This is a genomic window from Actinoplanes sp. CA-015351, assembly GCF_050955685.1.
Taxonomy (GTDB): Bacteria; Actinomycetota; Actinomycetes; order Mycobacteriales; family Micromonosporaceae; genus Actinoplanes.
This window is the reverse complement of the sequence record NZ_CP192102.1, coordinates 3,917,366-3,930,398: the sequence shown is the minus strand read 5'-3', so window position 1 is coordinate 3,930,398 and position 13,033 is coordinate 3,917,366. Positions and strand designations below refer to the sequence as shown.

The following is a 13,033-nucleotide window of genomic DNA, read 5'->3' as shown; positions in this document are numbered from 1 at the left end:
GCCATGCTTGACCGATGCAGCTGCGCGCCGCCGACCTGACCGACCTGCCCGCCCTGCTCGACGTCCAGCAGAGCGGCGCAATCCTGGCCCTCTCCCACATCTTCCCCCAGGACCGCCACCCGTTCCCCCGCGCTGAGCTGCACCAACGCTGGACCGCCGAGATCACCGGCGCCGACGTGGACGCCTTCGTCATCGAGCAGGCCGGCACGCTCGCCGGTTTCGCCGCCCTGCGCTCCGACGAATTCCTCCACTTCGGCACCGCGCCGGCCACCTGGGGCACCGGCCTCGCTGCCGCGGCTCACGCCGCGTTGCTGCCCACATTCCAGGCCCGTGGGGTACGCACACCGCGCCTGCACGTCTTCGCCGCCAACCACCGGGCGCGCCGCTTCTACGAAAAGCTGGGCTGGCAGCCGACCGGCCGCTCCCGCCAGACGTCCTTCCCACCCCACCCGGTCCTCCTGGAGTACAACCTGACGTTCTGACGAACTCCCAGGTCAGCAGGTGGGGTGAACCTCAGCCAGCCGAAATGTCGATGCCAAGCCCGTTCCCGGTGACAGCTGGTCCAGATCATCCCGGCGAGTTAACCCCCTCGACTTCCGGCCGCGGCTGACACATCGCGGGGGGGCTCGCGGGCGGCTCGCGGCGGCTCGCGAGCGGCTCGCGGCGGCACGCGGCGGCACGCGGCGGCACGCGGCGGCACGCGGCGGCACGCGGCGGCACGCGGCGGCACGCGGCGGCACGCGGCGGCACGCGGCGGCACGCGGCGGCACGCGGCGGCACGCGGCGGCACGCGGCGGCACGCGGCGGCACGCGGCGGCACGCGGCGGCACGCGGCGGCACGCGGCGGCACGCGAGCGGCACACGCGCGGCACACGGACGGCACACGGGCGGCTCGCGAGGTGCGTGTGGAGTTCGGGCGCGTATCGAACCCGAAATCGACACGCTCGCTTCCAAGCCGCGCGATCTTGGACCGCGGTTCCCGTCGGCTGAACACCCGTCCGGCTGCGGTTCGGAGACCAAGTCTCGGCGGGTCGCCTCGATTGACCAGCAGGGTCAGCACTGACAAACAGCCGGACCTGCCGGACCAGCCGGACGCGGGCGCGCGACACGAGCGCGCGACACGGGCGCGCGACACGGGCGCGCGACACGGGCGCGCGACACGGGCGAGGATGCGGCGTAGCTCAGGTCGCACACAACGCCACCGTGTGCCCGGGTCCACGCCCCAGCCGTGGTGAAGTCACACAAACCGCAACCGTGCGACCCCATCCACGCCAATTCGAGCATCCGCACGCTCCCAGCAACGTGCGCCCGAGCCCACCGTGTGCCCCTGTTCTGCTTTCCCACGGCTGACATTGATCAGCTGGCTCTCTTCACCGGGACTGCGTGCCGAATGTCGAAAGGCGAGCGCCCCCATTCGCGACCACGAGCGCGAGCCGGGCACGGTCGGCGTTCGCGCACCAACCCGGCACGCGCCAGCGCGCAGCCCGGCCCGGCTCAGCCCGGCCCAGCTCCGCCCGGCTCAGCCCAGCTCAGCCCAGCTCAGCCCGGCCCAGCCTGGCCCGGCTCAGCCCAGCTCCGCCCGGCCCAGCCCGGCCCAGCCCGGCCCGGCTCAGCCCGGCTCAGCCCGGCCCAGCCCGGCCCGGGCTCATGACCTCGGCCTGCCCTCGACAGCGGTGCAGCGGCCGTAGACGCGGGTGTAACCCGTCCAGCCATTGATCCGGCCGCGGTTGTTGCTGATCTGCACCCGCTTCGATGGGTGATCCACTGCGGACACCAGGTGCAGGTATGTCGTGCCGGCGACCCGGGCCAGCACGATGTCACCGACCTTCAGGGTGGCAGCGTCAACCGGCGAGACCGTGACCAGCTGGCGGCTGCGGATCAGCGGCACCATCGACGACCCGCGCGGCCGGAACTGCACTATCTCGCCGGCGGCGACCCTGGCCGCGTACCCCTCGAGGGGTCCCATCCGCCCCAGCCTGCCGGGCCTCGCTGAGCTTGACCACCGAATTTCCGCTCAGCGCTTGCGCGGCGCCTTGCGCAACGCCCGGTCGATGCGATCGTTGAAGCCGAACACCCCGTACTTCACGATCCCGGCGAAGAACATCCGCAGGCCGGAGCTGGAGTGGTACTCCCGGCTCGGCTCGACGAGTTCGGTGGCGAGCTGTGACCAGCGAAGATAGTCCCACGCCTGGAACTCGTAATCCTGGCGCGGACGGCTCCCGATGATCGAGTCTAGTTCCTCGCGGTCGACCGCCAGGTGCACGAGCGTGGCGAGACCGGTGTTGAGCCGGTGCCCTTCGAGGAAGACGGCGAGCGCCCGCGCCTGGCTCTGCCGGGCCTCGTCCGCCGACAATCCGAGCTCCTCGACCAGCGCGCGCTGCACCCAGCGGTCCAGCACATCGGTGTCGGCGGCGTCCAGGTCGGACTTGCTCAGCTGTTCCTCGAGGGAGCACGACCAGGTGCCCGGCTCGTAGGCCACCTTGTGGCTGCGGTGGGTGACCAGCACCCAGTCGTCCGCGGTCACCACGGTGGCCTGGAGGACGAAGATGTGCGGGTAGCTGATCCGCCCGTTCAGCGTCTCGCCGATCAGGCGGGTGCGTTCGCCGCCGTCACGCGACAGGTGCCGATTCACATAGACGGCCTCGGCGTACGCGGTCTCCTGCACCCGCAGCCGCAGCCCTGGGTCGTCGACGAAGGAGTCCGGGTTCTCCATGATCCGGTACTTCGCGCCGCGGGCGATCCGGTCGTCGTCGGTGCCCGCCAGCCACTGGTCGAACGCCGTGGCGTCGTCCGGCCGCCGAAATCGGAAGACCGTGGGATCCAGCGTGATGCGTACCTCGTCGGATCGCCAGCCTTCGGTGATCTTCGGGCAGCTCTGCAGGACGATGTGCTCGCCCCAGGCGATCCGGCCCGGGCTGAACTGCCGCAGCCCCGGATCGACGTACGCCGGGAGCCGCCGCGACAACCGCACCGCCTGGGAGGTGTTGCCGGTGACGGCCCGCAGGCTCACGTACAGCACGGGCACCAGGACCAGCAGGGCGGTCGCGACGATGTTGACCCAGACGACAGGCCCGCGGTCCAGGCCGTACAGGCCCTGGTACACCTCGGTGAAGCTTCGCGAGTCCGAGACCTCGTTGACGACGAGGCCCAGCAGGAATGCCGTGGCGAGTGGCACCGCCGTGATCAGCCGGCCGGTAGCTCTGGTGAGACTCTCGAAGATCCGGAAGATGATCGGGCGTTCGTAGACGCGGGACCACCCCATCCGTCCCCCTCCATCTCAGTGGGTCGATCTCAGCACAGTGTCGCCCACCCGTGCCACCCGCCGCGCGCTCCGAAGCGCTCCTCGAGACAGCACCGCCACCGCTCTGCCCCACGCGAGAAACGGGGTCAGGCCCGCCGGAGCGCCGGTTTCCAGGCCCAGCGGGCCAGCAGGATCACCGTGATCACCTCGGCCAGTCCGAGCAGCCGTTCCACGCCGCCGAGCGGAATCGCGCGCCACCAGCGCACCCCGGTCCACGGTTCGGCGAGCACCGCCCAGAGGATCGGCGTGAAGCAGAGCAGCGCGATCACCGCACCCGCCGCGACCAGCCGCGCGCCGCGCTCATCGCGGCGGGGAAGCGCCGCGAGCAGCGCGCCCACCGGCAGGCTCAGGAACGCCACCACGCTCGCCACCCGATGAATGTCACCGCTGATCGACGGCCCGGCCGACCAGTTGTGCTTCTCGAACCAGACCACCCCGAGCAGCCCGGCGATCCACAGCAGGATTCCGATCACGGCACCACGCCCCGCCAGCCCGGCGCGCAGCAGCGCGACAAGAATTGCACCCGACCCGGTTGCCAGCAAGAGAACCGCTGTGTCAAATGCCCAGCCGTTCTCCATGAGTGCGTACTGACTGATCGTCCGCCGGCTCCAGTCCAGCTCAGCGGTGGGCGGCACCACGTGCAGCACGCCGAAGAGCAGCAGCGCCACGACCACGCAGATGACCCCGGCCGCGGCGAAGATCCGATCCCTCATCGCCCCAAGACTGCCACGCACGCTTCACCCCGCCTTCGTACGCACGAAGCACGGCCCCACCGATCCCTTATGCAGCCGTCCGGCGCTTGTCGTGCTTGTGCTCGTACATCCGGCGGTCCGCCACCCGCAGCAGATCGGCAAGAGTGGCGTCGTCGCCCGGCGGGCGGCAGGCGACACCGACGCTGACGCCGACGCGGGCGACGCCGCCGCCGACGTCCACCGGTTCCGCGACCGCCCGTGCCCAGGTCTCGGCCGCCGTTGCGGCATCCTCGGCGGCCGCGCCGGGCAGGACGACGGCGAACTCGTCGCCGCCCAGCCGCAGCAGCAGGTCATCGGCCCGCATCCGGGCGCGCAGACGGTCGGCGACCGTGATGAGCAGCAGGTCACCGGCGTGATGGCCGTACACGTCGTTGACCTGCTTGAAGCCGTCCAGGTCGAGCAGCACCACGGTCAGCTGACCAGGCTCGGCCGCCGATTCGTACTCCTGGAGTGCCGCCCGGTTCGCCAGCCCGGTCAGCGGATCGGTGCGGGCCTGGCGGGTCATGGCGAGCCGGGCGCCGTGCAGCTCGGTCACGTACCGGTCCAGGCTGTTCGCCTGCACACCGGCCGTGGCCGCGGTGACCAGGAGAACGACGACGGCCAGCACCACACCGGCCCCGTGCGGCGAGTCCGGGCCCCCGTCACCGAGGACGACCCCGGCGACCAGGGCGGCCGACACCACGACCCAGGAGATCAGGACACCTGTCAGCGTGTGCCGGGTCGCCGCGGAGAGCAGGGCGAGCACCGCGGTGGGCCAGACCGGCACTCCGGCGACGCTCTCCACCACCAGCATCGGGCTGGCCACGGCGAGGACGTCCAGCACGGTCTGCGCCGCCGCGACCCACCGATATCGGCCGCTCTCGGCGTGGCGCAGCCGGAAGACCGCCAGGGCCATGGCCACCGCCAGCTGCAGGGCGATCACCGTCGACACCTGCCACAGCGCCGGCTGCCAGGCGGTGGTCCAGCGGACGTCGCCGGGCGCGCCGAGGACGACGGCTCCGACCATCACCATGACGCAGACCCGGGTCCACAGGGCGACCCGTTCCAGGGCATGACGGTGCGTCAGGTCGTGGTGGGCCGCTGTCCCGCCGCTCATCAAACGCCCTCCGGAGTACCGAGTCACTTCCTGATCGGCCGGTCCCGGGCGAATGTGATGCAAAGCGGAGAACTCAGAGCGCGGTGCCGCCCGAGGCGTCGATGACCTGGCCGGTCACCCAGCGCCCCTCGTCGGAGGCGAGGAAGGCGATGATGCTGACCACGTCGTCCGCCTCGCCGAGCCGGCCGAGGGCGACGCGCGCCACCTGTTGCGCCGCGAGTTCCGCGTTGTCCCGCAGGTACTGGCTGTTCCTGGTCATGACGATGCCGGGTGACACCGCGTTGACGGTGATCCCGCGCGGGCCGAGGTCCAGCGCCAGATCACGGGTGAACGTGTTCAGCGCCGCCTTGCTGACGCCGTACGCGATCAGCTCCGGGCTTCCCACGGTGGCCGCGAGGCTGGAGATGTTGATGATCCGGCCGCCGTCGCGCAGCCGCGGCAACGCGAGCTTCGTGATGAAGAAGGGTGCCTTCACGTTCACCGCGATCACCTGGTCGAACTCTTCCTCGGTGACGTCGGCCAGCCGGGCGAAGCTTCCTTTGGCGGCGTTGTGCACGAGGATGTCGATCCTGCCGTCGGGCACGTACTCCTGGCCCGCTTCGTCGACGGCGCCCCAGAACCGAGCCGCGTCCCCGTGCGTGCCCAGCTCCGTGTGCACGGCGAAAGCACGCCCGCCGTCCTTGCGGATGCGTTCCACGGTGTCGCGGGCCGCCGCCTCGTCGTGCCCGTAGCCGACGCCGACGACTGCCCCGTCGCGGGCGAATCGTTCGACGGTCGCCCGGCCGATGCCGTGGCTGCCGCCGGTGACGAGGGCGACTTTGTCCTGCAGTGGTCCTGACATGACCGCTCCTTTGTTGAATGATCGCTCAAGAGGAACCGTAGCCCTTTTTTGAGTGATCGGTCAACAAGTCGGCCAGCGGCTTTTGAGTGATCGCTCTAGAATCGCGGCATGGGCACACCGGAAGCGCGGCGAGGCCGCCCGCCGACCTTCGACCGGGCGGCGGCACTGGCCGCCGCCACCCGCCTGTTCTGGGAGAACGGGTACGAAGCGACCTCGATCAACGACCTGACCCGGGTGATGAACATCCGGCCGGGCAGCCTCTACGCCGCGTTCGGCGACAAGAGAGCGCTGTTCAACGAGGTCGTCGAGGCGTACGGCCGCTCCCCCGCCGGAGAGTTCATCTGGGCCGCCATGCCCCGGGAGCCCACCGCCTTCGACGCTTTCCACCGCATCCTGCTCGACGCCGCAGCGATGTACACCGACCCCGAGACACCGGCCGGGAACCTGCTCTGCAGCGCCGCCGCGGCCGACACCGACGTGGCCACCTACATGCGTGACCTGCGCAACGCTCACGTCGGAACCTTCGAGACGCGCCTGACGACCGCCCGGCAACAGGGCGAGATACCGGCGACAGCCGACCCCCGCCAGTTGGCCGCGTACTTCACGGCCGTCATCCACGGGATGTCCCAGCGTGCCCGGGACGGCGCCACGGCGGCGGAACTCGCCGCCACCGCGGAACTGGCCATGGCCGCCTGGCCGGCGACCGCCTAAGGCTTCAGGACGACCTTGATGCAGCCGTCCTCCTTCTTCTTGAAGATTTCGTACGCGTGCGGCGCCTGCTCCAGCGGCAGCTGGTGAGTGACCAGGTCGTCCACGCCCAGCGGGTCGTCGTCGCCGGTCAGCAGCGGCAGGATGTCGTCCGCCCAGCGCTTCACGTGCGCCTGACCCATCCGCAGCGTCACGCCCTTGTCGAAGAGATCCATCATCGGAAGCGGGTCGGCGTTACCGCCGTAAACCCCGATGATCGAGACGGTGCCGGCCCGCCGGACCGCGGCGAACGCCGTGTTCAGCGCGGCCAGCCGGTCGATGCCGACGGTCTCGACGGCCTTACGGGCCAGCGCGTCCGGCAGCAGCCCGGTGGTCTTGATCGCCGCGGACTGGATCGGCGACCCGTGCGCCTCCATGCCGACCGATTCGATCACGCTGTCGGCGCCTCGGCCCGACGTCAGGTCGGCCACCGCGGCCGGCACGTCGACGTCGTCGGTGTTCAGGACCTCGATGCCGTTGCGCTGGGCCATCGCCAGCCGCTCCGGGACGTTGTCGGAAGCGATGACCCGGCCCGCGCCGAGGTGCCGGGCGATCCGGGCACTCATCTGCCCGATCGGCCCGAGCCCAGTGACGAAGACGGTGTCACCGGGCTGGATGTCGGCGTACTTGGCGGCCTGCCACGAGGTGGTCAGCACGTCGGAGAGGAAGAGGAACCGCTCGTCCGGGTGGTGCGACGGCACCTTGATCGGCCCGAACTGCGCCTGCGGAACCCGCAGGAACTCCGCCTGGCCGCCGGGCACCTGCCCGTACAGCCTGGTGTATCCGAACAGCGAGGCGCCCTTGCCCTCGCTGGTCACCTGGGTGGTCTCGCACTGGGCGAAGAATCCGCGGCTGCACATCCAGCAGTGCCCGCAGGAGATGTTGAACGGGATCACCACCCGGTCGCCCGGTTTGATGTGAGTGACCTCGGACCCGACCTCCTCGACGATGCCCATCGGCTCGTGCCCGAGGACGTCGCCCTTGTCGAGGTACATGCCGAGCACGTCGTACAGATGCAGGTCGGATCCGCAGATCGCGGTCGATGTGATCCGCACGATGGCGTCGGTCGGTTCCTGAATCTTGGGGTCGGGCACGGTTTCCACCGACACCTTGGAAGTTCCCTGCCACGTCAAAGCTCGCATGACACAGTGGTTGCCCGATAAAAGCCGGGCCAACCAGAAGAGGAGTACGTCTCAACCTGTCCGCCCTCGGACGGCTCCCCGCCTACGCTGCAGAACGCACCGGAAACACCGAAGGGGGACGCCATGACGGACGGGCACGACGTGCTGCGAGTGATCGCCGATCGGGTCGCCGCCGGCAGCAAGCCCGGTCAGCGCGACGACGGCCACCGGGTCGCCCTGGCGATCGAAGGCGGCGGGATGCGCGGCACCGTCTCCGCCGGCATGGCTCTGGCGCTGCACGAGGCCGGCGTGACCCAGGCCTTCGACGCCGTCTACGGCGCCTCGGCCGGGGCGATCACCGGTGCCTGGTTGCTCACCAGCACTCCGGAGAAGCTGACCGGCTGGGCCGACCCGACCTATGCCAACGCGATGATCCGGCTGTCGAACATCTGGCGGGGCAAGCCGATGGTCGACGTGCACCATCTGGTCGAGCACTACTACGCCGTGGTCGACCAGATGGACTTCCCCGCCATCCTCGGCAACAGCATCGAATACCACCCCCTCGCGACCGACTGCGCGACTGGTGAGTCGACCGATTTGCGTCCGCTTCTGACCGTTCCGGCCGACATCCGGCTGGCGTTGCGGGCGAGCGCGGCCCTGCCGTTGCTGGCGGGCCCGCCGGTTGCTCTCGGCGGGCGGCTCTTCTACGACGCGGGGCTGGCCGAGTCCGTGCCGTACCGTACCGCTCTCGCCCAGAACGCCACCCACGTGCTGGTCCTGCGGTCGAGGCCGTTGCCGGCGAAGCTGTCGGCGAAGAAGGACCCGTCCTGGTCGGCCCGGCTGATCGCCCGGGCGGCCCTGCGTGGCCACACGCCCGACCTGCACCGCAGTTATCTCGCGCGAGCGATGCGGCTCTCCGAGGACGAGGCCACTCTGGCCGAATACGATCGCTCCGGAGCGGCGGTGCTGTCGATCCGCCCGCCGGCGACCGGTCCGGTGGTGGGCCGGCTGACCAAGGACGGCAAGGTCCTGGTCGCCGCCCTCGAAGCGGGTCGCGCCGCGGCCGCCGCGCTCTTCCGCGCGTCCCCGGCCTGAAACCGCTCCGGCCAATCCTGGGCCCGAATTCCGCGAACCTTTCCGGCGCCGGCCGCGACTGTCAGGGTGTGAGAACCCCTGACATCGGGAGCCGGAGTGGATCGAGTCGCACGTGATGCCCGTCTGGTGGTGCGGGCGCAACTCGGTGACCGCCGAGCCCTCGCCGAGCTCGTCGGCCACTGGCACGAACCATTGTGGCGCTATGTCCGCCGGATGACCGGCAACCCCGACGACGTCACCCAGCAGGCGTGGGCGGCCGCGCTCGGCGCCCTGCCTCGCCTGCGCGAGCCCGAGCGCTTCGCGCCCTGGCTCTTCACCATCGCGCGCCGCGCTCTCACAGATCAACTGCGTGTTGGGTACGCGTCACCGGAGCCCTTGGAGTCCGACATCCCCGACGACCGGGACGCGGTCGACGACGTGCTCGACCGCGCCCAGGTCACCGAGGGCCTGGACGGTCTGCCCCCACCGGAGCGGGAGGTGATCGAGCTGTTCCACCTCCATGACCTGAGCCTGCACGAGTGCTCGGAGGTCCTGGCCGTCCCGGTCGGCACCGTCAAGTCCCGCCTGCACCGCGCCCGCCGCCTGCTGCGGGACCACCTGATCGCGAAGGGATACGAGTCGTGACCGATCGCCCGGGTTTCACCCCGGAGACCGTGCTGCGCGGCATGTCGCTGCGCCGGCGCATCTCCCTAGTCCTCGTCGGGCTGGCCGGAGGCTGCGGTGCCGTCCTGCTGCTCCTGCTCTGGCTGACCGAGCCCGGCCCGCTCCCCCTGCGGACCCGGCTCGCCTTCGGCGCGCTGGTGATCGTGGGTGCGAGCTGGTCGGCATACGCGATCGCCACCCTGGCCCGGCTGCCGATGTTCGCAGCCGACCGGGTGATCGCCGGCTGGCTGGCGCTGACCTTCACCACCCTGACAACGGCCGTGTCGGCGGCCGTCGCCATCGCTCGCCCCGGTCCTCTGCCCCTGGCCGCCACCCTGTCAGCCCTGATCACGGTCGGCGTCGCCGCCCTGATCCTGCGCCGCGCCCGCGCACAGAGAAAGCGCCTGCAAGCTCGGGCAGATCTGCTCGCCGAGCCGTCCCAGTGGCCAGACCATCGCCACTACCACGCGGGCGGTCCGGCGAACCGCCCGCGTCAGGACGAGGTCAGACCGACTTCTGATAGGAGCGGAACGTCCCCACCGACAGGACCAGCGTGATGATCGCCGCCCCGAGCAGCCACGACCCGCGAACCAGGACCATCCCCCAGTCCGGCGTCACGCTCATCGCGGCGCGGGCCGCGTCCAGAGCCCAGTTCACCGGATTGAACGATGCGATCGTGCTCATCCACGACGGCATCAACGACTCCGCCATGAACGCCGACGACAGGAACGTCAGAGGAAGGAGCAGCATCGTGTTGATCCCGATGATCGTCTCGCGCTGGCGGGCCAGCATCCCGACCGTGTTCGAGAACGCACTGAAGATCGTCCCGAGCAGCACCGCCGCGACGGTCATCACGGCCAGTCCGAGGAGCCCGCCCGGATACTCCGCTCCGGCGATCTGACCGAGAAGGACGATCGCCAGCACCTGCACGGTGGTGCTGAGCGCCTGCTCCAGCACAGCAGCGTTCATGATCGCGCCTCGGGCGACCGGGGTCGTGAGCAAACGGTTCATCGTGCCGCGCTCGATCTCCTCGAGCATGCCCATGCCGGCCCACATGTTCGACGAGACGGCCGTCATCACGACGACACCGGGAATCAGATAGTCGAGATAGGAGGTGGCCCCGAAACCGGGCAGCTCCACCACCCGCCGAAACAGATTGCCGAACAAGAACAGCCAGATCGCCGGCTGAATCAACAGGATAACCACAAACGCCGGCTGCTTGACCAGCACTTTCAGCCGACGATTCGTCATCCACCAGGTGTGCGAAACCAGCGTCGTCATCAGATTCCTCCCACGGATACCCCCGCCTTCAGGCGGGGGAGGAAACGGAACGCTTGCTGAGCAGAGCAGGGAAGCCCGATTCGCCATAGAGGCGGATAGGCGTAGGTCCGCGTCTCGGCATGAGGCTTGTCGATGGGATCGTTACATTGGGCACCGTGACCGGGACGGTGAAGAGGGCGTTCAAGTACCGTTTCCACCCCACCCCTGAGCAGGCCGAGCTGTTGTTGCGGACATTCGGGTGTGTACGGCTGGTCTATAACCGCGCGTTGCAGGCCCGGACTGAGGCGTGGACGCTGCGGCAGGAACGTCTTGGCCACGACGGCACGTCGGCGTTGCTGACCGGGTGGAAGAAGACTGAGGAGCTGGCGTTTCTCAACGACGTGAGCTGTGTGCCGTTGCAGCAGGTGCGGCGGCATCTGCAGACCGCGTTCACCAACTTTTTTACTGAACGGGCTGGGTATCCGGCGTTCAAGAGCAAGAAGAAGTCGCGGCGTTCTGCGGAATACACGAGTAGTTCGTTCCGGTACCGCGACGGCACGTTGACGCTGGCGAAGATGACCGCACCGCTGAATATCGTCTGGTCGCGGCCGCTGCCCGACGATGCTGTCCCGTCGACGGTGACGGTGTCGCAGGACTCGGCCGGCCGCTGGTTCGTGTCGTTGTTGTGCACCGAATGATCCCGGAGACGATCGCGTCCGGTCAGGTGGGTGGCACGTAAGGAGAAGGGATCGAAGAACCGGGAGAAGGCCCGGCTCACAGTCGCCCGAATCCACGCGCGAATCAGCGACCGCCGCCGCGATACCTTGCACCAACTGACGACTCGGCTCGTTCGTGAAAACCAAACGATCGTGATCGAGGATCTGGCCGTGACCAACATGGTCAAGAACCACACGCTGGCCCGCGCGATCAGCGACGAGGCCTGGCGGCAGTTCCGCGCCCAGCTCGAATACAAGACGGCGTGGCACAACCGAACCCTGATCGTGGTGGACCGATGGTTCCCATCGACGAAACTGTGCTCGACATGTGGTGCCCTCGCTGAACAAATGCCGTTGAACGTCAGGGCGTGGACATGCTGGTGCGGCACCGTCCATGACCGGGACGTGAACGCAGCCCGCAACATTCTGGCGGAGGGGCTCTCCATAACAGCCTGTGGAGACGACGTAAGACCTCAAGCCGCGAACCGCCTTCCCGCGTGGCGCAGGTACACGTCGTCGAGCGACGGCCGCGCCACGGTCACAGTCGCCACCCCCACGCCTGCGGTCTCCAGCGCCGCGAGCGCGGCCGGGACCGCAGCCGCCCCGTCATCCGCCCGAGCGCTCAGGAGCCGCCCGTCGAAGGAAACCTCCCGCAAGCGAGCCACCGTCCCGATCGCCTGCCGCGCCTGCGGCTCATCAGCGGGTCGCTCCAGCTCCAGATGTACGGCATCACCGCGCAGCTCCCCTTTGAGCTGAGCCGGAGTGCCCTCGGCGACGATCCGCCCGCCGTCGACGATGGCGAGCCGGGCCGCCAGCCGATCCGCCTCCTCCAGATAGTGCGTGGTCAACAGGATGGCCATCGACTCGTCCGCGGCGAGCCGGCCGATCTCCGACCACATGGCGGCACGCACCTCCGGGTCGAGTCCGGTGGTCGGTTCGTCCAGGAAGAGCACCTCGGGGCGGTGCACCAGGGCCAGGGCGACGTCGAGGCGGCGCTGCATGCCACCGGACCAGCCGCGGACGTTGCGGTCGGCGGCGTCGGCCAGGTCGAAGCGGTCGAGCAGTTCGTCGACACGACTTTTGAGGGCGTGTCCGCGTACCCCGAAAAGCCTGCCCTGCAGGGTGAGGTTGTCCCTGCCGGAGGCCAGCGGGTCCAGGCCGGACCGTTGGGCGACCACGCCGATGGCGCGGCGTACCCGGGCCGGGTGCCGCAGCACGTCGTGCCCGGCGACCGTGGCGGAGCCGGAGTCCGGCCGCGCGAGGGTCGTGAGGATCTTGACGGTGGTGGTCTTGCCGGCGCCGTTCGGGCCGAGCAGGCCGAACACCTCGCCGGCGCGGACCGTGAGAGTGAGCCCGTCGAGGGCTGTGACGTGTCCCGGATAGGACTTGGTGAGGTCGTGTGCCGTGACGGCAGACGTCATGGTGATCTCCATGCGGTCGCCGCGGTCCCGGCCGGTCTATC

General features: G+C 69.6%; 14 protein-coding genes and 1 pseudogene. 7 read left to right on the top strand and 8 right to left on the bottom strand.

The window, feature by feature from the left end; genetic code table 11:
- Positions 1-14: 14 nt before the first annotated feature.
- Positions 15-482, top strand: a complete 468-nt coding sequence (locus tag ACQP2E_RS17950) for an N-acetyltransferase family protein (RefSeq protein WP_433833108.1) — start codon at positions 15-17, stop codon at positions 480-482.
- A gap of 1,163 nt (positions 483-1,645) precedes the next feature.
- Here ACQP2E_RS17950 and ACQP2E_RS17945 read toward each other — a convergent pair.
- The 5 genes from ACQP2E_RS17945 to ACQP2E_RS17925 form a co-directional block, all read right to left on the bottom strand.
- Entirely contained in the window at positions 1,646-1,966 is a 321-nt protein-coding gene (locus tag ACQP2E_RS17945; RefSeq protein ID WP_433833106.1) for a hypothetical protein, read from the bottom strand.
- 48 nt (positions 1,967-2,014) lie between these two features.
- Entirely contained in the window at positions 2,015-3,262 is a 1,248-nt protein-coding gene (locus tag ACQP2E_RS17940) for a hypothetical protein (protein WP_433833104.1), read from the bottom strand.
- Between the two features lie 125 nt (positions 3,263-3,387).
- Positions 3,388-4,014, bottom strand: coding sequence for a DUF998 domain-containing protein (locus tag ACQP2E_RS17935; RefSeq protein WP_433833102.1), 627 nt, complete (start codon positions 4,012-4,014; stop codon positions 3,388-3,390).
- 67 nt (positions 4,015-4,081) lie between these two features.
- Positions 4,082-5,149, bottom strand: coding sequence for a GGDEF domain-containing protein (locus ACQP2E_RS17930; protein WP_433833100.1), 1,068 nt, complete (start codon positions 5,147-5,149; stop codon positions 4,082-4,084).
- 73 nt (positions 5,150-5,222) lie between these two features.
- Positions 5,223-5,990, bottom strand: a complete 768-nt coding sequence (locus ACQP2E_RS17925; RefSeq protein WP_433833098.1) for an SDR family NAD(P)-dependent oxidoreductase — start codon at positions 5,988-5,990, stop codon at positions 5,223-5,225.
- 108 nt (positions 5,991-6,098) lie between these two features.
- Here ACQP2E_RS17925 and ACQP2E_RS17920 point away from each other — a divergent pair, with 108 nt between their 5' ends.
- Positions 6,099-6,701: a TetR/AcrR family transcriptional regulator gene (locus ACQP2E_RS17920; RefSeq protein WP_433833096.1), complete on the top strand. Its 603-nt coding sequence runs from the start codon at positions 6,099-6,101 to the stop codon at positions 6,699-6,701.
- Here ACQP2E_RS17920 and ACQP2E_RS17915 read toward each other — a convergent pair.
- Positions 6,698-7,879: a zinc-dependent alcohol dehydrogenase gene (locus ACQP2E_RS17915; RefSeq protein ID WP_433833094.1), complete on the bottom strand. Its 1,182-nt coding sequence runs from the start codon at positions 7,877-7,879 to the stop codon at positions 6,698-6,700. The two genes, ACQP2E_RS17920 and ACQP2E_RS17915, sit on opposite strands and share 4 nt — an antisense overlap.
- Positions 7,880-8,002: 123 nt before the next feature.
- Between ACQP2E_RS17915 and ACQP2E_RS17910 the strand changes: the two genes are divergently transcribed.
- The 3 genes from ACQP2E_RS17910 to ACQP2E_RS17900 all read left to right on the top strand — a co-directional run bounded on the left by ACQP2E_RS17910 (position 8,003) and on the right by ACQP2E_RS17900 (position 10,152).
- A complete protein-coding gene (locus ACQP2E_RS17910) occupies positions 8,003-8,953 on the top strand; it encodes a patatin-like phospholipase family protein (RefSeq protein ID WP_433833092.1) in 951 nt (316 codons plus the stop codon).
- Between the two features lie 96 nt (positions 8,954-9,049).
- The gene (locus tag ACQP2E_RS17905) at positions 9,050-9,577 is read left to right on the top strand and encodes an RNA polymerase sigma factor (protein WP_433833090.1); all 528 of its coding nucleotides are present in this window, start codon (positions 9,050-9,052) and stop codon (positions 9,575-9,577) included.
- Positions 9,574-10,152 (top strand): hypothetical protein, encoded by a 579-nt coding sequence (locus tag ACQP2E_RS17900; RefSeq protein ID WP_433833088.1) that lies wholly within the window; start codon positions 9,574-9,576, stop codon positions 10,150-10,152. Before ACQP2E_RS17905 ends, ACQP2E_RS17900 begins: the two co-directional genes overlap by 4 nt.
- Here ACQP2E_RS17900 and ACQP2E_RS17895 read toward each other — a convergent pair.
- The gene (locus ACQP2E_RS17895) at positions 10,100-10,876 is read right to left on the bottom strand and encodes an ABC transporter permease (RefSeq protein WP_433833086.1); all 777 of its coding nucleotides are present in this window, start codon (positions 10,874-10,876) and stop codon (positions 10,100-10,102) included. The two genes, ACQP2E_RS17900 and ACQP2E_RS17895, sit on opposite strands and share 53 nt — an antisense overlap.
- 155 nt (positions 10,877-11,031) lie before the next feature.
- Between ACQP2E_RS17895 and ACQP2E_RS17890 the strand changes: the two genes are divergently transcribed.
- Positions 11,032-11,553, top strand: a complete 522-nt coding sequence (locus tag ACQP2E_RS17890; protein ID WP_433833084.1) for an RNA-guided endonuclease InsQ/TnpB family protein — start codon at positions 11,032-11,034, stop codon at positions 11,551-11,553.
- Positions 11,554-11,583: 30 nt separating this feature from the next.
- Positions 11,584-11,943: pseudogene (locus ACQP2E_RS17885) on the top strand (RNA-guided endonuclease TnpB family protein); the annotation flags it as partial.
- A 101-nt stretch (positions 11,944-12,044) separates the two neighbouring features.
- Here the strand turns inward: ACQP2E_RS17885 and ACQP2E_RS17880 are convergent.
- Positions 12,045-12,992: an ABC transporter ATP-binding protein gene (locus ACQP2E_RS17880; RefSeq protein WP_433833082.1), complete on the bottom strand. Its 948-nt coding sequence runs from the start codon at positions 12,990-12,992 to the stop codon at positions 12,045-12,047.
- Positions 12,993-13,033: the final 41 nt, after the last annotated feature.

Excerpts from the sequence above, each read along its gene's own strand:
- ACQP2E_RS17950 (WP_433833108.1), top strand. The coding sequence starts at position 15 with ATGCAGCTGCGCGCCGCCGACCTGACCGACCTGCCCGCCCTGCTCGAC.
- ACQP2E_RS17945 (WP_433833106.1), bottom strand. The coding sequence starts at position 1,966 with ATGGGACCCCTCGAGGGGTACGCGGCCAGGGTCGCCGCCGGCGAGATA.
- ACQP2E_RS17940 (WP_433833104.1), bottom strand. The coding sequence starts at position 3,262 with ATGGGGTGGTCCCGCGTCTACGAACGCCCGATCATCTTCCGGATCTTC.
- ACQP2E_RS17935 (WP_433833102.1), bottom strand. The coding sequence starts at position 4,014 with ATGAGGGATCGGATCTTCGCCGCGGCCGGGGTCATCTGCGTGGTCGTG.
- ACQP2E_RS17930 (WP_433833100.1), bottom strand. The coding sequence starts at position 5,149 with ATGAGCGGCGGGACAGCGGCCCACCACGACCTGACGCACCGTCATGCC.
- ACQP2E_RS17925 (WP_433833098.1), bottom strand. The coding sequence starts at position 5,990 with ATGTCAGGACCACTGCAGGACAAAGTCGCCCTCGTCACCGGCGGCAGC.
- ACQP2E_RS17920 (WP_433833096.1), top strand. The coding sequence starts at position 6,099 with ATGGGCACACCGGAAGCGCGGCGAGGCCGCCCGCCGACCTTCGACCGG.
- ACQP2E_RS17915 (WP_433833094.1), bottom strand. The coding sequence starts at position 7,879 with ATGCGAGCTTTGACGTGGCAGGGAACTTCCAAGGTGTCGGTGGAAACC.
- ACQP2E_RS17910 (WP_433833092.1), top strand. The coding sequence starts at position 8,003 with ATGACGGACGGGCACGACGTGCTGCGAGTGATCGCCGATCGGGTCGCC.
- ACQP2E_RS17895 (WP_433833086.1), bottom strand. The coding sequence starts at position 10,876 with ATGACGACGCTGGTTTCGCACACCTGGTGGATGACGAATCGTCGGCTG.
- ACQP2E_RS17880 (WP_433833082.1), bottom strand. The coding sequence starts at position 12,992 with ATGACGTCTGCCGTCACGGCACACGACCTCACCAAGTCCTATCCGGGA.